The 20,219-nt window shown below is 73.6% G+C and carries 15 protein-coding genes; 5 read left to right on the top strand and 10 right to left on the bottom strand.

Going from position 1 to position 20,219, the window contains the following annotated elements:
- Positions 1 to 15 precede the first annotated feature (15 nt).
- Entirely contained in the window at positions 16 to 630 is a 615-nt protein-coding gene (locus tag AMOR_RS23220; RefSeq protein ID WP_248354626.1) for a hypothetical protein, read from the bottom strand.
- A 303-nt stretch (positions 631 to 933) separates the two neighbouring features.
- Here AMOR_RS23220 and AMOR_RS23215 point away from each other — a divergent pair, with 303 nt between their 5' ends.
- Positions 934 to 1,434 (top strand): hypothetical protein, encoded by a 501-nt coding sequence (locus AMOR_RS23215; protein ID WP_248354624.1) that lies wholly within the window; start codon positions 934 to 936, stop codon positions 1,432 to 1,434.
- Between the two features lie 58 nt (positions 1,435 to 1,492).
- On the opposite strand, the gene AMOR_RS23210 is transcribed toward AMOR_RS23215, so the two are convergent.
- The 5 genes from AMOR_RS23210 to AMOR_RS23190 all read right to left on the bottom strand — a co-directional run bounded on the left by AMOR_RS23210 (position 1,493) and on the right by AMOR_RS23190 (position 10,984).
- Positions 1,493 to 2,461: an aldo/keto reductase gene (locus AMOR_RS23210; RefSeq protein WP_248354622.1), complete on the bottom strand. Its 969-nt coding sequence runs from the start codon at positions 2,459 to 2,461 to the stop codon at positions 1,493 to 1,495.
- Between the two features lie 103 nt (positions 2,462 to 2,564).
- Complete coding sequence (locus tag AMOR_RS23205; protein WP_248354620.1) at positions 2,565 to 3,587, bottom strand: alcohol dehydrogenase; 1,023 nt, start codon at positions 3,585 to 3,587, stop codon at positions 2,565 to 2,567.
- A 325-nt stretch (positions 3,588 to 3,912) separates the two neighbouring features.
- Positions 3,913 to 4,455 (bottom strand): lipocalin family protein, encoded by a 543-nt coding sequence (locus AMOR_RS23200; protein WP_248354618.1) that lies wholly within the window; start codon positions 4,453 to 4,455, stop codon positions 3,913 to 3,915.
- Positions 4,456 to 4,472: 17 nt separating this feature from the next.
- On the bottom strand, positions 4,473 to 8,975 hold the full coding sequence (locus AMOR_RS23195; protein ID WP_248354616.1) for a translocation/assembly module TamB domain-containing protein: 4,503 nt from the start codon (positions 8,973 to 8,975) through the stop codon (positions 4,473 to 4,475).
- A gap of 2 nt (positions 8,976 to 8,977) precedes the next feature.
- Positions 8,978 to 10,984 carry a BamA/OMP85 family outer membrane protein gene (locus tag AMOR_RS23190; RefSeq protein ID WP_248354614.1) on the bottom strand — a complete coding sequence of 669 codons (2,007 nt, stop codon included), beginning with the start codon at positions 10,982 to 10,984 and terminating at the stop codon, positions 8,978 to 8,980.
- 160 nt (positions 10,985 to 11,144) lie between these two features.
- On the opposite strand from AMOR_RS23190, the gene AMOR_RS23185 reads away from it, so the two are divergent.
- Positions 11,145 to 12,734, top strand: a complete 1,590-nt coding sequence (locus tag AMOR_RS23185; protein ID WP_248354612.1) for a mechanosensitive ion channel family protein — start codon at positions 11,145 to 11,147, stop codon at positions 12,732 to 12,734.
- Between the two features lie 75 nt (positions 12,735 to 12,809).
- Here the strand turns inward: AMOR_RS23185 and AMOR_RS23180 are convergent, their stop codons facing one another.
- Together AMOR_RS23180 and AMOR_RS23175 are read right to left on the bottom strand one after the other, a co-directional pair.
- Positions 12,810 to 13,520 (bottom strand): OmpA/MotB family protein, encoded by a 711-nt coding sequence (locus tag AMOR_RS23180; RefSeq protein WP_248354611.1) that lies wholly within the window; start codon positions 13,518 to 13,520, stop codon positions 12,810 to 12,812.
- Positions 13,521 to 13,630: 110 nt separating this feature from the next.
- Positions 13,631 to 14,572, bottom strand: coding sequence for a hypothetical protein (locus tag AMOR_RS23175; RefSeq protein ID WP_248354609.1), 942 nt, complete (start codon positions 14,570 to 14,572; stop codon positions 13,631 to 13,633).
- Positions 14,573 to 14,921: 349 nt separating this feature from the next.
- Between AMOR_RS23175 and AMOR_RS23170 the strand changes: the two genes are divergently transcribed.
- The 3 genes from AMOR_RS23170 to AMOR_RS23160 all read left to right on the top strand — a co-directional run bounded on the left by AMOR_RS23170 (position 14,922) and on the right by AMOR_RS23160 (position 17,844).
- A complete protein-coding gene (locus tag AMOR_RS23170) occupies positions 14,922 to 15,431 on the top strand; it encodes a cysteine rich repeat-containing protein (protein WP_248354607.1) in 510 nt (169 codons plus the stop codon).
- Between the two features lie 119 nt (positions 15,432 to 15,550).
- Positions 15,551 to 16,390 carry a DUF4344 domain-containing metallopeptidase gene (locus tag AMOR_RS23165; protein WP_248354606.1) on the top strand — a complete coding sequence of 280 codons (840 nt, stop codon included), beginning with the start codon at positions 15,551 to 15,553 and terminating at the stop codon, positions 16,388 to 16,390.
- 32 nt (positions 16,391 to 16,422) lie between these two features.
- A complete protein-coding gene (locus AMOR_RS23160; RefSeq protein ID WP_248354604.1) occupies positions 16,423 to 17,844 on the top strand; it encodes a BamA/TamA family outer membrane protein in 1,422 nt (473 codons plus the stop codon).
- 10 nt (positions 17,845 to 17,854) lie between these two features.
- On the opposite strand, the gene AMOR_RS23155 is transcribed toward AMOR_RS23160, so the two are convergent.
- Together AMOR_RS23155 and AMOR_RS23150 are read right to left on the bottom strand one after the other, a co-directional pair.
- A complete protein-coding gene (locus tag AMOR_RS23155; protein WP_248354602.1) occupies positions 17,855 to 18,538 on the bottom strand; it encodes a response regulator transcription factor in 684 nt (227 codons plus the stop codon).
- Positions 18,535 to 20,211, bottom strand: coding sequence for an ATP-binding protein (locus AMOR_RS23150; RefSeq protein WP_248354600.1), 1,677 nt, complete (start codon positions 20,209 to 20,211; stop codon positions 18,535 to 18,537). Before AMOR_RS23150 ends, AMOR_RS23155 begins: the two co-directional genes overlap by 4 nt.
- Positions 20,212 to 20,219: the final 8 nt, after the last annotated feature.

The following is a 20,219-nucleotide window of genomic DNA, read 5'->3' as shown; positions in this document are numbered from 1 at the left end:
GCTCCCCTCCGTCGCTCAGGGCAGCGCCGCGAGGAGCGCCAGCGCGAACTGCGGCATCGGGACGTCCGGGAACTTCTGCGCGTTGCCTCGCGCCTCGAGCCCCGAAAGGCCCGCCGCGGTCCTGCCCGACCAGAGGTTCTTGGCCGTCCGGGTGAAGTCGTAGGACGGGCCACCCGCGCGACCGGTCAGCTTCTTCGGGCTGATGTCGAGCCAGACCTTCCGCTGGAACCACAGGCCGCGGATGGTGACCTGATCGCCCTCCGAGATGATGTTCAGGTCGACGCCGGCCCCGGTGAGCTTGCCGGGCGCGGCGGTGAGCCGGACGTCTCGCCCGTCGAGGTTCCCCGCCCACTTCCCGTCGGCGGTGTACGTCAGGTTCACGGTCGGCCCGACCACCCGGTGCAGGCTGTACGCGGCGCTCCGGCCTCCGGTGAAGAGGAGCTCGCCGATCGGCTCGAACGGCGCGCCGCTCGGCGGCGGTGCCCCGAGCTCGGTCATCTTCACGGGGGTACCGGAGGGCGTCGTCGCGCACGCCGCGAGCAGGAGCACGGCGATGGCGCCGTGACGCGCTACCCCGCGAACGGACCGGCGAGGCGCGATGGGCTCGGCGCCATGGATCAGGCGGTTCATGGCAGCTCCTTCGCCGCACCCGGCACGCCGCGATGGCGGGCTCGGACCGTCGGCTGAGCCATCTCTCGCGCGATCGGCCGGCCATGAGAATTGGGCCTTGTGCCGACGACGGCACGCTCGCCGCAGCTCGAGGCGGCGGACGGACGCGCAGCACCGCCCCGATCGGGGCCGGCCGCGCGCCGATGGATGACTGCGCGATCCTTGCCGCAGCCGGCGCTGGGCCTGCGGTTCGAAGGCGCACCCGCCTTGACGTCTCTTCCGCACGCGCGCACAGACTGGTGCGTCTCGAACCGGAGGAGTCCGATGATCCGCCGACTCTGGCTCGCCGTTGCGCTGCTGACCTTCGCAGCGGCGGCTCGCGCGGAGGACCCCTGCGCGGCCGAGATGGCCAGGCTCTGCCCGCAGTCCCGCGGCGACCTGGAGCCGATGAAGTGCCTGCGGGCACACGAGGCGCAGCTCTCACGCGCCTGCAAGAGCGACCTCGACGCCGTGGTCGCGAAGGCCCGGTCCATCGCGAAGGGCGACTGCGACGGGGACGTCTACCGTCTGTGCAGGGACGTGGAGCCGGGCGAGGGCCGGGTGGCGGCGTGCCTCAGGGATCACGAGAGCGAGCTGTCCCAGTCGTGCCAGGGGGCGTTCAACAAGTGGCGCGTCGCGCGCATGGAGCTTGCCGCCGCGTGCTCGGGCGACGTCGGCAAGTTCTGCCACGACGTCCCGGAGGGCAGCGGCCGGATCTGGACCTGCCTGAAGGCTCGCCTCCCGGAGCTCACGTCCGACTGCAGGGCGGCGGTCCAGAAGCTGTAGCAGCCGTGGCGCCTCGCGGTCCTCCTCGACCGTGCAGAGCGCGCGCCGGTAGTCCCGCTCACGTCTGCCTCGAGAGCCGGTCGAGCCTCTCCAGCTCGTCGCGGCCGAGGTCGAGGTTCATGGCCGCCGCGGCCTCGGTGGCCTGGCTCGGCTTCGACGCGCCGGGGATGGCCACGACGACGTCTCCCCAGAAGCTCACCACCCAGCTCAGCGCCACCTGGCTCGGAGTGGCGCCGTGGGCGGCCGCGATGCGCTGGAGCTCCTCCACGAGAGGGCGCGTCCGCTTCAGCGCGGCGGGCCCGAGCGAGCCGGACACCCTCCTCCCCCAGGACACGGACGCCACGGCCGCCGGATCGTCATGGAAGCGTCCGGTGAGCACCCCCTGGGCGAGCGGCGAGTAGGCGATGAGCGTGATGCCGAGGCGCCTCGCGGCCTCGAGGACGCCGTTCCGCTCGATCGAGCGGTCGAGGAGGCTGATCCTCACCTGGTTCGAGACGAGCGGGATGCCCCTCCTCGCGAGGACCGCGTGTGCCTCCTCCATGGCGTTCGCGGAGAAGTTGCTCACTCCGACCGACCCGACCTTCCCCGCCTCGACGAGATCGCCCATCGCGTCGATCTGCTTCGCCACCGACGAGAGGCTGAAGGGCTGGTGGATCTGGTACAGGTCGATCGCCCAGGGCGAAAGGCATTCGAGCCGCTCGTCGATGGTCCTCGGGATGTTGCCCGCGGTCCTCAGCATCGGCCACCACTTCGTCGCGATCCGCACCGATCCCGGGGTCACCTTCAGGGTCGTGAGGGCACGCGCGAGGCTCCGCTCGGATTCGCCCCGGCCGTAGATCTCGGCCGTGTCGAACCAGGAGACGCCTCGTTCGAGGGACGCCGCGACGACTGCAGTCGTCGCCTCGTCGTCGAGGCTCTTCCAGAACCCTCCCACGAGCCCCCGGCCCTTGGAGAACTGCCAGGTGCCGAGACCGACGGGCGTCAGCTCGATGTCGCTCCTGCCCAGCCTGCGGCTCTGCGTCGACACTCCTCGACCCTCCAGCGGTCCGCCGCGCACGGCCGGCCTGCCGCGTGTCATATCGACACGCTCCAGGAGCTCATCGAGGGGGCAGAGGTGCTTCGGGACCTCCCTACCGCCCGACCTGCAGCACCACCCGGAAGCGCGCCCGGTTCGTGATCATCCGCTGGTAGGCCTCGTTCACCTGCGCGAGGGGGAACGTCTCGTTCCGCGAGGCGACCGCGTTGAGCGCGCTGAACGCGAGGGTCTCCTCGGAGTCCTTCGCCGTCCCGCTGGGCCAGCCCAGCACGCGCCGGCGGCGGCCGATGAGCTGGAACGGCGAGACCTGGATGGCATCCGCCGTCGCGCCGACGACGAGGAGCGTGCCGTTGCGGCCGAGGCCGTCGATCAGGCTCGACATGAGCTGCGCGTTCGGCGCCGTGGCGAGGACGACGCGGGCACCGCCCAGCTTCTGCAGCGCAGCCGCCGCGTCGCCCGTCTCCTGATCCACGTACTCGTGCGCGCCGAGCTCGAGCGCGAGCGCGCGCTTGTCGGCGCCGCGAGAGAGCGCGACGGTCCGGAACCCGAGCCTGCGGGCGTACTGCAGGCCGAGGTGCCCGAGCCCGCCGATCCCCTGCACCGCGACGAGATCGCCCGCCCGGGCATCGCTGTGGCGCAGCGAGTTGAAGGTCGTGACCCCGGCGCAGAGCAGCGGCGCGGCGGCCACCGCGTCGAGGGCGTCGGGGATCGCGGCGAGCGCCTCCTGCGGTGCGACCATGAACTCCGCGTAGCCGCCGTCGTAGCTGATCCCGCAGACGAGGCCGCGCTCGCACTCGATGAAGTCGCCCGAGCGGCACGCCTCGCACACGAAGCAATGCCCGCCGTGCCAGCCCACGCCGACCCGTTGCCCGGGGCGCCAGGCGGTCACGCCGGCGCCGACCGCATCGACACGGCCAACCACCTCGTGGCCCGGCACGCGCGGATAGGCCAGGCCCGGGTAGGTACCGTCTCGCACCAATGCGTCCGAATGGCAGATGCCGCAGGCGTCGACCGCGATGCGCACACGGCCGGCCGCGGGCTCGGGCACCGGACGCTCGACCAGCGCGAAGCCTGCGCCGGGCTTCGTGACCTCGACGGCTCGCATCGTCCTCGCCACGGCGACACCTCCGACCCGCGTCCGCCCGGCGCGCGACTCCGCCATCCGCCGGACGCGGCCGCCTCACGATGATCACCGTGCGATCGCGGGGCCCGCTGCGACGGCCGGTCCTCGTTCGCTCGGGTGACGAACGTCCAGCCCGCCGCCGGTACCGGTCCCCCGCAGCGCTGACGCCGCCACTGGCGACGCCTCGAGTCCTTCCTCGGCGAGACGCTCGCGTGACGTGCCTCGGTGGTCCACGGCCCGCTCGACCTCGAGGATCCAGCCCGCCTCGCCGCGCGCGAGCGCTACTCGAGCTGCCGCGTGCCGCCCGTCGGCCTCGCGTTCACGGCGGCGTCCGATGCACCGTGCGGACGAGCCGGGCGGTCTCGTACCCCTGCGCGGAGAGCCTGCCGAGGATGGACCGATACAGCTCGGGGCTCATGGACGGCGTCCGGGAGAGGATCCAGAGGTAGTCGCGGCCGGGGTGCCCGACGACCGCGTGGCCGTAGTCGTCCCCGAGCTCGACGATCCAGTAGTCGCCCCAGAACGGCCGGAAGAAGCTCACCTCGAGCTTGGCGTTCGTCGCCCGGTCGACGACTCGCGCGCGGCCCCTGGCCACCTTCTCCGGACCGTCCGGCGATCCTTGCCGGCAGCGGTTCACGACGTCGATGTCGCCGTCCTCGCGCAGCGTGTAGGTCGCCGTCGTCGCGGTGCAGCCCCGCTGGAAGCTCTGCGGGAAGCTGGCGATCTCGTACCAGGTGCCGAGGTAGCGCCCGAGGTCGACGTGCGGCACCGTCTGGAGCGGCGGCAGGTGCAACCGATCGGTCGTCGAGGTCGCGCAGCCGGTCGCGAGCAGGCTCGCGACGAGCGTCCGGAGACGCCTCATGGTGTCCTCCTCCATCTTCAGTAGTCCTTCGACCAGATGACGCTCGCGTCGCCTGCGTGCGCGTCGCCGTACCGGAGCTCGAAGTTCCAGCGCGGCGCGATCTGGTACTCCGCCTTCACCTCGTTCACGTTCTCGTTCTCCTCCGGCTTCGCGTCGAAGCTGTACGCGTAGCCGATGAAGAGCTTGTCCGTGAGGTACTTGCCGGCGCGGACCCTGGAGGTCTCGACCGAGATCTGGTCGACCGGCAGCTTGTTCGCCACGAGCCCCGTGAAGACCGCGCTCACGGCTGCGCTGACCATCGCCGCACCCGCCTCCTCCGACGAGACCGTGTTCACCCCGCTCGTGTTCAGGTTGATCTCGGTGCGGCCGGTGGCGATGAGCATCGCGATGGAGGCGTCGTCCATGCTGGGCGTCGAGGAGAGCCGGATCGACGGCCTCGCCACCGTCTCGCCGATGGTGACGGTCACGACCGCCTGGGGGTTGTCGTAACGAGCCACCACGTCGAGCTGAGCCGCCTTGACTCCGCCGCCCGGGAAGATGACGCGCCCCCGCTCGACGTGGAACACGCGCCCCGAGATCGGCTCGACCGTGCCGCGCACCACCTCCACGACCCCCTCGACCGTGAGCTCGCCGGCCAGGAGGTGCCAGGTCGAGTCTCCCTTCAGCTCCAGGTTCACCGCGGGGTACTCGCTCCTCACGAAGAGCTTGCCGGGGATGAGGAGTCGACAGCGCACCTCGAGCGGCTTCGGCGCCTCGGCCGTGGCGACCGCAACCTGCCTGCCCTCCGGCTCCACCTCCACGATGTCGCTGCGCTTCTCGACCGACTGGAGCGCGCGCGACGGCTTCAAGGGGAGCCGGATGGTGCCGGCCGCGAGCGTGACCGTGGCGTCGAGGAGCCGGTCGCCGAGGCTCGCCTCGAGCTCGATCGGGAGGTCCAGCGTGGCGAGCTCCTCGCCGTCCCGCGTCACCGTCACGCGCTGGAACTCCAGCCGGCCGGCGCCCCTGGCCACCGTCGTCCCCAGGCCGTGCACGGAGACCCGGCCGGAGACGCGACCTGCGCCGTGCCGGGCCTCGAGGCGCGACACCTCCATCGACCGATCCCCGAGCGTCGCCACGAGCTCGACGCCGGACCAGTCACCCAGCGTGGCGATGGCGGCGCGCCCGCCCTCGAGCTTCACCGTTCCGCGGGGTCGGAGTCCCCCGAGGGGGCCCGAGGCGGCGAGATCGATGGTGAGCCGCCCCGACGCGCTCCGCACCAGCCCGGGCACCAGCGCCGGGAGGAAGCCGAGATCGAGCGCGTCGCTCTTGATCTGGAGCGTGGCCGCCGCCTGGCGCAGCGCCCGTGGCTCGCGGAGCCCGTGCGGCGCGACCAGCGTGCCGCCGGCCCACAGGACGCCGCCCGACGGCGGGCGAAGGGAGAGCTCGGCCGTGGTGGTCGTGGCCTCGTGGCGGACCACGGCGGCGAGATCGCCGAGCGGCCGGCCCTCCAGCTCGACGGCCTTGCCGCCCAGATCGAGCCGCGCCTCGAGGCGCGCCAGCGTGCCCTTCGCCGAGAGGTGGCCGGAGAGCGTCCCGGCGATCGGCGTCGAACCGCCGGCGGCCCGCGCGAGCGGCAGCGGGGGCACGGTCGCCTCGAGCGTCAGCTGCGCCGCGCGCAGCTTCGCCGGGTCGGAGAGCCGCTCGACGGGGGCGCCGAGCGCGCCGTCGGCCCGGAGCGCCTCCGCGCCGCCGATCGAGGCTCGCGCGGTGAACGCGGTTCGCTCCGCCTCCGCCGTCAGCTCCACGCGCGCCGCGACGTCCCTGTAGCCCCCCCAGGCGCCGCCCGCGACCGAGAGCGTGCCGCTGCCGCGCAGAGCGGACGGCATGCCGCCGAGCGAGGCGGTACCGCTGACCGTGCCCGCCAGACCCTCCGGAAGCCCGGCCTTGCCGGCCAGCTTCGCGAGATCCACCCCGGCCAGCTCGAGCGCACCGCTGATCGGCGCGTGAGCGAGCGCGCGGAGCGTCGCCTCGGGATGGCGCACCAGGCCGACGAGATCGACGGGCAGGCGGACGGCGGCGTCGAGGAGCGGCGCACCTGCGAGCTTCGTCGCCGCCGTGATCCGCACCACGCCGCTCCCGCTCTCCAGCGCGACGGCGGCGGCGAGCGGGCCCAGGTCCTCCACGATCGCGTCGTCGAGCGCGAGCGCCACGTCCAGCCGCGGCGCAGCCGCGGTCCCCGAGAGCGCGACGCGCCCTCCCAGCGTACCCGTCACCGGAGCGGCCACGCTCGCCAGCTCGCGGAGCGCCTCGACGGGCCACTCCGCCGCATCCACGGTGAGCGCGACCGGCTCCTTCGATCGGCCGGCCGCGAGAGGCACCGCCAGATCGGCGGCGAGGTGGAGCGAGCCGCCGGCGGTCCGGAGTAGGCCGACGTCGCCGGTGAGCCGGCCGCGGCCGTTCCACCGAACGTCGCCGAGGACCTGCAGTCCGGTGAGGCCGCGCACCCCGGCGTCCGTGAGCTCGATGTGGGCCGCCACGCCGGGCGTCCGGGTCGCGCCGGTGACGCGCGCGTCGAGCGAGAGCTCGCCGACCACGCCGGCTTCGGCCGGCACGAGGCCGGGCGGAAGCCGGGCGAGGTCGAGGTGGACCGTCTCCACCCGGACGTCGAGCTCACCCCGCGAGCCCAGCCCGCCCGAGAGCGCAACCGAGCCCTGTCTGCCCAGGAGCTCCAGCCGATCCACGGCCGGCGGCGCGAAGGTGACGGCGGCAGGCCGGGCGAGGGCGAAGCGCGCGCCGGGCCATCGGATCGAGAGCTTCCGCACGTCCGCACCGCGCCGGTCCCGGGCGAGCCGCGCCGCGCATTCCAGCGCCACCGGGTCGGGTCCGACGGAGGGAACGGCGCCCGTGAGCGAGACCACCGCGTCGCCGCCGGCGGCGAGCGCCGCCGCCAGCTCCAGCCCGCGCGCCTCGGTCCCATTGATCACGGCGCGAGCCGCGCGCGCGGCGAGCCGGATCCGCGCCGCCGCCATCGGACCGGCCGCCTCCAGGGAGAGCGTCACCGCCTCGGCGCGCGTGGCGCCGAGGCTCAGGGCCGGCGCGTCCACCTTCGCCGTGACGGACGGGGCGACGCCGGTGCCGGACAGGGCGGCGCGCGCGCGGAGCCGCCCGCCGAGAGGCGGAACGGCCACGCCGGTGAGCACGCCGAGGTTGCGGGCGAGCAGCTCGAGGTCGCTGGCGTCCACCGTGACGTCGCCTCCGACGGCGCCCCGCTCGCGCCAGCGGCCGCGCCCGGAGACGGCCAGCCCGGGCAGCCGCGCCTCGAGTCGCTCCACCACCACGACGCCCTCGCCGGCGCGCCCCACGAGAGAGATCGGGCCCAGCTGCGCGTTGCGCAGCCGCGACGGAGCCAGCTCGAGCGCGATCCGGCCGCGCCCGTCGGAGAGCCCGCGACCGGCGGCGGCCCCCCGGGCGACGAGGTCGAGCCGTCCCCGCGGCGCCTGCGCCAGCAGCCGCGACGGATCGAACGCCGCGAGCGCCACGTCGAAGCCGAGGGCGGCAGGTGCGCCCGCGAGCTCGACCGCCACGGCGGCGCGCGCGGTGCCCGCGCGCTCACCGCCGCCGTCCGGCGCCGCGTCCAGCGCGGCGCTGACGATCGCCCCGTCGGACTCGGCGTAGCCCTTGCCGACGACGTCACCGCCGAGCGAGGCCGCCGCGCCGCCGAGCCGTCGCGCGTCGACCGCCACCACGCCGAGCCGCGTCACCGCGACCCGGAACGCGCGGGTGTGGAGGTCGCCCTCGCCGAGCGCCTCGACCCGGGTGTCGCCGAGCGCGGCGTCGAGCACCGTCACCTCGAGCCGGCCGCCCCGGATCGCCGCCGCAGCGTCGAGGGCGAGCGGCCCCGGCACGGGCGCGCCGACGGCGGCGCGCAGCCGAAGCCTCACGAAGCCGCCCGCCTCGCCCAGGGCCCCCTCGGCCTCGGCGTCGATCCCGGTCGCCTCCGCCGCCGTGCTCCCGTCCCGCCACAGCCACCGGAGGTCGCCGCCGCGAACGGTGAGCCGGGACAGCTCGATCGTCCAGCTCCGGCGCCCCGGCGCCGCGCCCGGTGGTCGGCCCGCGATCTGGGCCGGGTGCGCCGGGGCGACGGCGCGCGCCAGGGACGGATCGCCATCCGGCGACGGGACGAGGAGGATCGAGGGACCGTCGACCTGCACCGCGACGCCCACCTCTTGCTGGGCGAGCCGGGTGAGGTCGGCGAAGATCTGCGCGCGCGCGACGCCGAGCACGAGCCGCCCGTCGGGATCGCGGAGCTGGAGGCGACGGACCTCGAGGCCGCCGCCGGGAAGGACCTCCACGCCGTCGACCGTGAGCCGGCCCGCGATCAGCCCGTGCAGCTCGCGGGTGAGCAGCTCGGCGACCCACGCCCGGCCCGGAGGCGAGCAGGAGAAGCCCGCCAGGGCGGAGAGGCTCACTCCGAGGAGCGCGAGGGCCCCGAGCAGCGTCCAGCCGGCGGCCGCGACGAGCCTCGAGACGACGCGCCCCATGGCTAGTACGCCTCCCCGAGGGACGCGTGGAAGACGAGGATGGGCTCGCGGTGGCCGGAGTCGCCGGGCACGGTGGGGAACCGCTGCGAGAACGGGACGCCCGCGCTCAGATCGTTGGGGAGCCGGCAGCCCAGGTCGGCGCGGATCGGGCCGACGGACGTGACGTAGCGGATGCCCACGCCGAGCGCGAACTGCAGGTGGCTCAGGTCGAGCACCTCGTTGAACTGTGACGGCTTGCCGGAGGCCTCGGAGACGTTGCCGGCGTCGAGGAACAGGGCGCCCACGAGGTTGCCGGAGAGCTTGCGGCGCACCTCCACCGACGCCTCGAGGACCCCGTTCCCGCCGGTCGGAACCCAGATCCCCTCCTTGTTGACCATGGGGGAGAGCCGCTCCACCCCGTAGCCGCGCATGGAGGCGGCTCCGCCCGCGGTGAAGAGGCTCACGATCGGGGCCGCCCCCGACTCGTTGATCGGCACGATCGCCCCGAGGCGGGCCCGCGCGGCCAGCACGGAGCGACTGCCGAGCGGCGTGAAGTAGCGCACCTCGGGCACGAAGCGGAAGTAGGTGTAGCCGAGGCCACCGGCGGGGAACCCCTCCTGCAGCGAGAGCGACAGGTAGAGACCCTCCGTGGTGACGAGCGGGTGGTCGCGGAGGTCCCAGGTGACGCGCTGCTCCAGGTACGAGAGGAGGCACTGCTCCTGCGGGCAGTTCTGCACACCTGGGAGGTCGCTGATCTCGCCCACGACGTCGCTGAGCTGGTAGATCTCGAGGTTGTAGCTCGGCACGACCGTCCAGCGCGGCGCCGGCCGGAACGGGGTCCCGAACGAGACCTTCTCCGAGAACGAGCCGTAGGCCTGCTGCAGGTCCTTCTCCAGCTCGATCTTGACCGAGAGGTCCACCGCGTCGCCGAACACGCCGGGCTGCGTGAACTCCGCGGAGGCCTTGCCCACCACCCCCTCGCGGATCGGCGCGAACGGATCGGGGATCCACGCATACCCACCGTGTAGATCGAGCTTCAGCTGCCGCAGGTCGCCGAGCCAGTTCCGGTGCGTCCAGGAGACCTGCCCCAGCGCCTCCCAGCGCGAGGGCTCGAACCCGAGACCAGGCCCGAGCCGGAGCGTGTGGAAGGGGGCCTCGCGAACGGAGACGACGACCGGCACGGTGCCGAGCTCGGGATCGGGCGGGCCTCGGCTCACGCGCACGCCGGAGAACACGCCGAGCTCGAAGACGCGCGCCTGGATCCGCTCCAGCCTCCGCTCGTCGAACCAGTCGCCCGGCTTCACCTGGCGCGCGGCCTGCGCCACGACCTTCTTCTCCGGCACGGCGGCGGTGCCGATCACCGAGATCGGACCGAACCGCAAGCGCGGTCCCGCCTCGACCTTGTACGTCACCTCGGCGGCTCCTTCGGCTCCGCGGACGAGGGCCGCCTGCGTCACCGTGCCGGTGGCGTACCCGGTGGTCGCGAGCGCCGACTGGAGCTGGACGCGGGTCGCGTCGAAGGCCGCCCAGGTGAAGACCTGCCCCTGGCCGAGCGCCAGCGAACCGGCCTTTGCGCGCGCCTCCGGGGCCGCGTCGAGCCCCTCGATGTCGAGCCGGGCGACGTGCACCGGGCTCCCCTCGCGAACGCGGATCACGACGCGCACGCGCCCGTCACCCTCCGGCAGGACCTGCACGTCCTCCACGGCGGCGCGGTAGTACCCGCGCTCCTTGTAGAAGGCCACCACGCGCCGGCGGTCGAGCGCGAGGGCGTCGGGGTCGAGCCGCCGGGCGTCTCCCCACGCGAAGCGGTCCGACGCCCGCGTCGCCAGCTTGGCCCGGAGCGCGGACTCGTCCACCTCCTTCACTCCCTCGAACTCCAGGGAGACGATGACCGGCTCGTCGGGCGTGCCGCGGGTCCGGAGGCAGCCGCCGCCGGCGAGGAGGAGCGCGACGAGCGCAGCGAGCCGGACGGACCGCACGCCCGCGGCGCGAGGTCCCGCCCGCACCGACGCGTCGTGTCCTCTCGCCATGTGGCAGAACGCCCCGTCCGATCAGGATGGACGGTCCCGCTCGTACCGCGCCTCGCGGCACGTCTCCATCGGACCTTCGTCCACGAGCGGACGGGACCAAGGGCCGATCCCCGGAGGGACCCCTCCCGGGCGATGAACCGCCGCGTAAGCTCGCGTCACCATGCCGATCGGCTGCGCGGTCCTCGTCGCCCTCCTCGCCGCCGCGGGGGCGCCCCCGCCCCCCTCCTCCGCCGCCACACTGACCGTGGCGAACCGCGACATCGTCACCTTCCGCGCGACGGTCATCGGGAACGATCCCGCCGAGCGCGTCCGGGTCGCCCTGAGGCGCATCGACGACCTCCCTCCCGCGTCGCTCGGCGAGCCCGTCACGTTCGACCGCGTGTCGGTCGGCGACGAGCACGGGTTCGCGGTGCTCGTCGGGCGCAGGCTCGCTTTCTTCGTCACCGACGGCGACAGGGACCCGCTCGGCGACGAGGCGACGGACCGCGTCGCGGCGGCGGCGGCGGACCGGCTCGCCGACGCCCTGCGCGCCGGGCGCGAGCAGCGGTCGGCTCGGGTCGTGCTTCGCGGTCTCTGGCAGAGCGGCGTGGCGAGCGCGGTGCTGGCGCTCGCCCTCTGGCTCCTGGTGCGGCTGCGGCGAGTGATCGCTCGCGCCCTCTCGACGTACGCGAACCGCAGCGCGGCGTCGGTGCTTCGCGGCCGGATCGACGTCGCGCCGGTCGTCACGGCGGCCGTCCGCAGCGTCGTCTTCGTCCTGTTCTGGTCGGCCATCGCGCTGCTCCTCGACGTCTGGAGCACCTTCGTCCTCGGGCGGTTCCCGCTCACCTCGCCCTGGGCCGGCATCTTCACGGGTCGCGTCCTCGGCATCTTCGCCGCGGTCGGGCTCGCGGGGCTCCGAGCGCTCCCGGGGCTCGTCACGGTGGCGGTCATCTTCCTCGTCGCCCGCTTCGTCGCCCGCTTCCTGAAGGGGGTGTTCGACCGCGTCGAGCGCGGCGCCCTCGCCGTCCCCGGCCTGTACCCGGAGACCGTCTCGGCCACGCGGCGGCTGGTGTCGGCGCTCGTGTGGCTCGTGGCGCTCGCCGCGGCGTACCCCTACATTCCCGGCTCCGACTCGGGAGCCGTGAAGGGGCTGAGCGTGCTCGTGGGCGTGATGCTCTCGCTCGGCTCGACGGGGCTCGTGTCGCAGGCGATGAGCGGCCTCGCGCTCATCTACTCGCGCGCGCTCTCGGTCGGCGACACGGTACGGGTCGGCGACACCGAGGGGGTGGTGACCGAGGTCGGCCTCCTCTCGACGAAGGTCGTCACCGTCCCCGGCGAGGAGGTCACGTTCCCGAACTCGGTCGTGATCGGCGGCGCGGTGCGCAACTACACGCGGCTGTCGGGCGGGGGCGGACCGCTCGTCACAACGAGCGTGACGATCGGCTACGACGCGCCCTGGCGCCAGGTGCACGCGCTGCTGCTCGGCGCCGCGCGAGAGACCCGGGGCCTCGCGCGCGAACCGGCCCCTTTCGTCCTGCAACGCACGCTCGGCGACTTCTACGTCGAGTACCAGGTACTGGCACGGCTCGAGGTGCCCCTGGAGCGCGCGCGGGTGCTGTCGGACCTCCACGCGCACGTCCAGGACGCCTTCAACGCGGCCGGCGTCCAGATCATGTCGCCGCACTTCGTCGTGCAGCCGCAGGCCCCGGTGGTGGTCCCGCGGGAGCGCTGGGAGGGCGAGCCCGCGCCGCTGCAACGCGGGCGCGGGTGAGCTCGAGCGCGGCGGGGCGGCGCGCGTGACGCCGCGCCGCCCCGGCCTGCCTTCGCGTCTCGAGCGTCGCTCGCGTCAGCGGGGCTCGACCACCGGCGCCTCGTAGTCGGCCGGCGTGAGGGCGATCTCGATGCGGCGGTTCTGGCTGCGGTTCGCCGGCGTGTCGTTCGCGACGATCGGCCGGAACTCCGAGAACCCCGCCGCGCCGAGCATGTGAGGCGGGACGCCCCTCGACGTGAGGTACCGCACCACGGCGACGGCGCGCGCCGTGGACAGCTCCCAGTTGTCGCGGTACTGCCCGGACGCCACCGGGATGTCGTCGGTGAAGCCCGCGACGACGACGTTCTTCCCCTTCATGTCCTTGAACACGTCGGCCACGACGCCGAGCGCTGCGCGCCCTTCCTCGCTCAGCTTCGCCGACCCGGACGAGAACAGGATCTTGTCCTTCAGCTTCACGATCATCTTCCCGCGCAGCTCCGAGATCTCGATCTGCCCGGCCCGGATCTGGCGCTGCAGCGAGCCGGCGAGCTGCTCGTACTGGGCGCTCTTCGCCTCGGCGGCGGCCGCCTGCACCTTCAGCTCCTGATGCGCCTGCGTGGCGGCGGTGAGGTCCCTCTGCAGCGACTCGTTGCTCGCGGTGAGCGCGGCGACCTGCTCCTCGCACGCCTTCGCCCGCGTCTCGTTCGCCGCCGACTCCTTCGCCTTCTTCTCGTACTTGCCCGAGGTGACGCACCCCGCCGCCCCGACGAGGAACAGCACCACTCCGACCTTGATCTGTACTTGCATGGATCGCCCCCTGCGCTCGTGTTCTGCGACGGAGCGCTTATCGCGGCGAGCCCTCGGTCGGAATAGGACCAAGGCCGCACCGACGATCGGACCTGGGCTCGACCTCGGGCTCACCAGTGGTACTTCAGCTGGATCTGCGCGAGGAGGGCGCTCGAGTCGAGGTTCCGGACCGAGAAGGTCCGGCGCCCCAGCTCGACCCCGAGCGCGAGCGCGGGGCGGCCGGTGTAGAACACGCCGCCCGAGACGCTGGTGGCGCGTGAGACGCCGTTGGATCCGAGCGGCGCCGTGACGCCGTACCCGGCGAGGAGCGCGACCGGTACGCCCGTGAACGTCCCGAGGTCGAGATCGGCGGCGATCGCCGCGTCGAGCCCCGACTGTTGCTGCGTCTCCGCGCCCGACGCGGCGAGCCACACCCACTGGTAGTCCACGCTCGTGATGAGCCCCAGCGACCGGAACGGAGCCCACGCGAGCGCCAGGCCTGGCTTGAGCGTCCAGACGTTGCTCTGATTGAGCGCCGCGCCGGTCTCGAGGCTGCCGGAGTCGAGCGCCTTCTTGATCGCGTCGAACACCTGGATGGCGAGCCGCGGGGCGTAGCTGGCATCGAACGTGGCGGCCGCCCGGACGGGGCCGAAGCGGTGGCCGGCGGTCACGCGCCCGAACGCGCCGAACTGGACCTCCGCCCCGACGACGACCGCGGAGGGACCGTCGATCCCGGAGTAGAGCTGGGTCAGCGCGCCCAGCCCCGCGGAGATGCCCTCGTGGAGCTTCTTCTCGTAGGAGAAGCTCTGGGCCGTGGCCGCGAACGAGTACGTCGCGTCCCCCACGACCTCGCCGTGGACGTCGTACGTCGGCCCGGTCGCGCTCCCGGACCCGTACAGGAGATCCGCCTCGAATGCGGTGACGGCGAACGGGGAGCGGACGAGGAGCGACGGGGTGAAGACGTGGCCCGCGAGCATCCGGTCCGCGGCTCCCGGCGCCGCGTTCGTGTCCACCGGGCCGACGATCTGCGCCGACGCGGGCCTGCTCGCGAGGGCCGCGAGGACCGCCGCCACCACGCCCGCTCGACCGGGGAGCGCTACCACTCCGTACCCCAGGCGCCTTGCCGCCCCTTCATCGACACCTCCAGCCCTCCTCGTGCGTCCCGCTCCGAGGTCAGCGGACGCCTCGCCCGCCGTTCTCACGCGATCGACGCAGGAAGCGAAGCCGATCAGAAATGGGACGAAGGACGTATCCCGGTGTCGCGTGGCCGCCCCTCCCGGCTGGCGGTTCCTGCCGCCCGCGCCGTGACCGCCGAACGCGTGCGCGGTCCAGGCGAACCCCTCGCAGGGCTGGACCTTGGTCGTCTGTCCCGTCGTGGCGGCGTGCGCGATCGATCGCTCACCAGACGAAGGACGCCGCCTCATGCGCACCCAGCTCGTTCGGCTCGCCGCCCTCGTCGCCGTGGTCGGCGGCGGGCGCGCGCTCGCGGACGCGCCCTGCCTCGCCGACGCGGACCGGCTCTGCCCGGGGATCCCGGCCGGCGACGGCCGGCTCTGGGCGTGCCTCCTGCGCAACGAGTTTCAGCTGTCGTCGTCGTGCCAGCAGAACGTGCGCGAGGTGCAGCGACGCGCCGCCGAGTTCAACGCGGACTGCGCCCCGGACGTCTACCGCTTCTGTCCGAGGATGCCGCCCGGAGCAGGGCGGATCCTCGACTGCCTGCGCGTCCACGTGGGCCGTCGCGAGCTGGCCACGAACTGCGAGGACGCGGTCGTCACCGCGCTCGAGCGGCTCCAGGACTTCGCGGACTCCTGCGCGGAGGACGCGGCGCGCCTCTGCGCGGGCGTCCCGGCCGGAGGGGGAAGGTTGTTCCTGTGCCTGCGGTCCCAGTCCGAGCGGTTGTCGAGCCGCTGCCGGCGCGCGGTGTCCCCGTGACGACGCCGGCCCCGCCGAACGTCCCCGCCGCGAGGAAGGGGAGCGTCTCGCGGGGACCCGCTCGACGGACGCTGGCTTCGCTGCTCGTCCTTTCGCTCTCGGCGGTGCCCGGGAGCGCCGTGCCGGCACCGCCCGTGGGCCCGCGCAGCGCCCTCGTCCGGATCGAGTACGACCCTCCGAAGGAGCCCGCCCACCGTCCGCTGTACGAGCACCTCCGGGAGCGGAAGGTGCTCGAGACGTTCGCCGAGGTGTTCGGCGTCGTCCGCCTGCCGCGCCCGCTGACGGTCCGGTTCGCGGGGTGCGACGGTGAGTCCAACGCCTGGTACGAGAGCGAGGACCTCACCGTCACGTTCTGCTACGAGCTCGTCGCCGAGTTCGAGCGCGCCTCGGCGGGCGCCGCCCCGTATGGCGTCTCCCGGGACGACGCCATCGAAGGACCCGTGGTCTTCGTGCTCCTCCACGAGGCCGGGCACGCCATCTTCGACCTCCTCGACGTCCCGATCCTGGGGCGCGAGGAGGACGCGGCCGACCACCTCGCCGCGTACGTCCTGCTCCAGGCGGGCAAGGGCATCGCCCGGCGGATCCTCACCGGCGCGGCGTGGATGTACAGGCACGACGCCGCGAGCCGCGCGCCGGACGAGAGCGACTTCTCCGACGTCCACGGCCTGGACGCGCAGCGCCACTACAACGTCCTCTGCATGGCGTACGGCAGCGACGCGGAGTCCTACCGTGGCCTCGTCGACAGGGGGTACCTGCCGAAGAACCGCGCCCAGGGGTGTCACGACGAGTACGAGCAAGTCGCTTTCGCCATGCGGCAGCTCGTCTGGGCGAGCCTCGATGCCGGGGGAGCCGGTCGGACGCGCGTGCTACATCAGCCGTCGTTCGACGTGCCCCGCGGGGCGGCGCCCGCGACGCGGAACGCGGCGGGTGCGCCCGCGCCCGGGACGGAGGGCAGGTGACCGGGCGGGCGGAGGCGCGTCGCCGGCGACCGATGCGCGCTCACCTCCTCCTCGTCGCGCTCCTGGTCGCCACGCGTGGGGCGCCCGCCGCGCGCGCCTCGGACGACGGCGCCGCGCCAGGCATAGACGAGGGCGCCGCGCCCATCGAGGGCACGACCGCCGCGGAGCCCTGCACGTCGAGCACCTCCTGCGCCGCCCGCCTCGGCCACGGCAACGTCTGCGTCGCAGGGCGCTGCACGGAGTACTTCGATCGCCGCGACGCCTACGGCCTGCTCGGCCTGCGGACGACCGCGGCGCCCACCCCGCAGCGCCTCGTGCCGTTCGTGGCGGCGGTCCCCGCGATCGGCTACTCGCCGTCGTCGGGGCTCCTCCTCGGGTTCGCGGGGACGATGGGCATGCTCCTCGGCGAACCCGAGGACACCACCATCTCGAACGCCACGGGCACGCTCCTCTACACGACGAAGAACCAGCTCATCGTCAGCGTCGCCGCCACGGCCATGACGGCCGGGAACGAGTGGGAGATCCTGGGCGACTGGCGCTTGCTCCTGTTCAACCAGGACACGTACGGGCTCGGCGCCTCGTCGTCACCGCTCGCGACCGGGGTCAGCATCAACGGCTGGGGCGACCTCGCCGCCATCCCCGGCGCCCAGCCGATGGACTTCGACCTGCTCCGCCTCCACCAGAGCGCGTTGCGCCACGTGGCCGGGAGCATCTACCTGGGAGTCGGGTACCGGTTCGACCGTTACTACGGCATCGTGGACCGGAGGCTCGATCTCTCGGCCTCGCCGCCGGTGGTGACGAGCCACTTCGCGTACAGCCGCGTGCAGGGATTCGATCCCGGCGCGTACACGCTCTCGGGCCTCAGCCTCGAGGCGATGTCCGAATCGCGCGACTCGACGATCGCGCCGTATCGCGGCTGGTATGCGCACCTGCGCTTCACCGGCCACCCCACGTGGCTTGGGAGCACGCAATCGAGCACGATGATCTCGGCCGACGGGCGCATCTACGTCGGGCTGTCGGACGAGGATCCCCGGAACCTGCTCGCGTTCTGGGTCCTCGGGTCGGGGGTCACGAGCGGCCGGGTCCCGTACCTCGCGCTCCCGGCCAGCGGCTGGGACCCGCGCAGCACGTCCGGCCGCGGCTATGTCCAGGGACGGTTCCGAGGGACGGCGATGGTCTACGGCGAGGCGGAGTGGCGGTTCCGGCTGACCGCCGATGGGCTCCTCGGCGGGACCGTCTTCGCGAGCGCGCAGACCTTCTCGCGCCCGGCGGTGAAACTCCCCGCGTACGGCTACACGGAGCACGGAGAGGACCTCTTCGACACGATCCGCCCCGCGGGCGGCCTGGGGCTCCGCGTCATGCTCCTGAAGCAGTCGCGCACCGCGCTGCGCGTGGACATCGCCGGCGGTGAGCGCTCGATCGGCTTCTACCTGGGGGCAGGCGAGGCGTTCTGACGTGCGGGCGCTAGAGGTGAGCCGCCAGCTCGGTCGGGGGGGCGGTCCGATGCACCTCTCCGGCGGGAGCGCCGTCCACCGACGCTGCGATCCCGAGCCGGTCGGCCATGCGGACCAGGTCCGCGAGCGAGCGCGCCCCCATCTTCTCGATGACGCGCGCCCGCTGCACCTTGACCGTCTTCTCGGAGGTCCCGAGCTCGTACCCCACCTGCTTGTTGAGCAGGCCGGCGGTGACGAGGGCGAAGACCTGCCGCTCGCGCGGCGTGAGCGTCCGGTAGCGCTCGCGGAGATCGTGGACCCGATGACGCGTCTCCTCGTTCTTGAGGGCGCGCTCGATCGCGGCGGCGACCGCGGCGAGGAGCACGTCCGAGGAGACGGGCTTCTCGAGCAGGTCGAGCGCCCCGTGCTTCATCGCGCGGAGGGTGGTCGGGACGTCGGCGAACCCGGTCAGGAACACGAGCGCGGGCGCGGTCCCCGAGCCGAGCTCCTCCAGGAGCGCGAGCCCATCCATCCCCGGCATCCGGACGTCGCTCACGATGCAGCACGGCAGGTCGACGCTCGGCAGGCGCGAGAGGAGCTGGCGCGCCCCTTCGAACGCCTCCACCGCGTAGCCCGCGGAGCGGAGCACACGGGTGAGGCCGGTCCGCACCGACTCGTCGTCGTCCACCACCAGGACCAGCGTGTCGGCTGTCATGAGGGCCTCCCCCGGACGTCCGCGGCGCCGGCGCTCGGCGCTGCGGGTAGATGGAACTCGAACGTGGCCCCGCGGTCGGCGTTGTTGCGGGCGAGGAGCCGGCCACCGTGCGCTTCCACGATCGACCGGCTGATCGGCAACCCCATGCCGAGACCGCGCGGCTTCGTCGTGAAGAAGGTGTCGAACGCATGCGCCAGGGCCTCGTCGTCGAGCCCCGGTCCGCTGTCCCGGATCGAGACGTCTACGCCGTCGGGCTGCGTCCGCCGTGCCCGGATCGCGATCGTCCGCGGGGGGCTCTCCCCGCCCATCGCCTCGAACGCGTTCAGGACGAGGTTCATGACGACCTGCTCGACTTGCACGGGATCGCCCAGCACGGGCGGCAGCCCCGCGATGACGTCCACCGAGATCCGGATGGCGCGAGCCACGGCCTCCTCCCGGAAGCGCCGCGCGACGTCTCCGAGCAGCGCCGCCAGGTCGAGCGGCGAGCGCTCGACCTCCTTGCGCCGGAGCATCTCGCGCATGCGCCCGAGCACGTCCGCCGCGCGGCGCGTCTCGTTCACCACGTCGCGGAGCGTCTCGCGGAGCTCGTCGGGGTCGCGTCCGGCCGAGGAGCCGAGGAGCCGCTGCGCCGTCTCCGCGTTGCTGAGGATGGCCGTGAGTGGCTGGTTCAGCTCATGGGCGATGCCGGATCCCATCTCGGCGAGCAGCGCCGTCCGGCTCATGAAGGCGAGCTCGTTCCGCAGCCGGGTCGTCTCCTCCTGCGCCCGGCGGTCGTCGCTGACGTCGCGGATCCCGCAGCAGAACAGCTCGCCCGCCGCCGTCCGCAGCTCGCGCAACGTCACCTGCACCGGCACGGTGGAGCCGTCGCCGCGGCGCGCGCACAGCTGCTGTGGGCCTTCGCTCGCCAGGAGCACGTCGATGGCGCTGCGGCCGGCGAGCCAGGCGGCCTCCGGAGCGAGGACGAGCAGATCCTGGAGGCGCTGGGCGCGGAGCTCGTCGCGCGTGCGGAAGAGGATCGCCGTCGCGCGGCCGTTCACGAGCTGGATCCGCCCGTTCCGGTCGGCGAGCAGGATGGCGTCCGGACCGGCCTCGAGCACGCCGGCGAGACGACCCTCCGTCTCCACGGAAGCTTCGTGGGCCCGCTTGCGCACGATCGCGGTGGCGAGGACCACTCCGACCTGCTCCACGACGGAGAGGGTCGCGCGCCTCCACGAACGTTCCCGCCTCATCGTCCCGACGACGAGCACCGCCTCCGTCGTGTCGCCGACGACGAGCGGGAGGATCGCGGCTGATCGCGGGCCGTGGCGCGCATAGAACTTCCGCTCGCGAAACGCCTCGCGAGGCAGCATCGCACAGGAGCGGAATGCGACGCGGCGGCCCGCCCGCAGCTGTTCCATCAGCCACGGGTGCTCGTCCGCGGTGATGGTCGCGACGGGGAGCGCGCAGCCGTGCCGAGACCACTCGTGGGCGAGCGCGAGCCGTCGCTCGGGCCACCTCGACTCCCACAGCATCACGCGGTCCGCGCGCAGCCGCCGCCCCACGGCCTCCAGCGCGGCGACGATCTCGTCGGGCAGCGCCGAGACCGTCGCGTGGACGAGCCGCCTCGCGAGGGCGTCGACGAGGCTCTGGTGAGGTGTCCTCCCGAGCCCCTCTCGCCCGCGTCGCGGCTGCATCGGTTCGC

The organism is Anaeromyxobacter oryzae (assembly GCF_023169945.1).
In the GTDB taxonomy this organism is placed as follows: Bacteria; Myxococcota; Myxococcia; order Myxococcales; family Anaeromyxobacteraceae; genus Anaeromyxobacter; species Anaeromyxobacter oryzae.
Note: the sequence above shows the minus strand (reverse complement) of the source record. Positions and strands in the feature narration are given on the sequence as shown.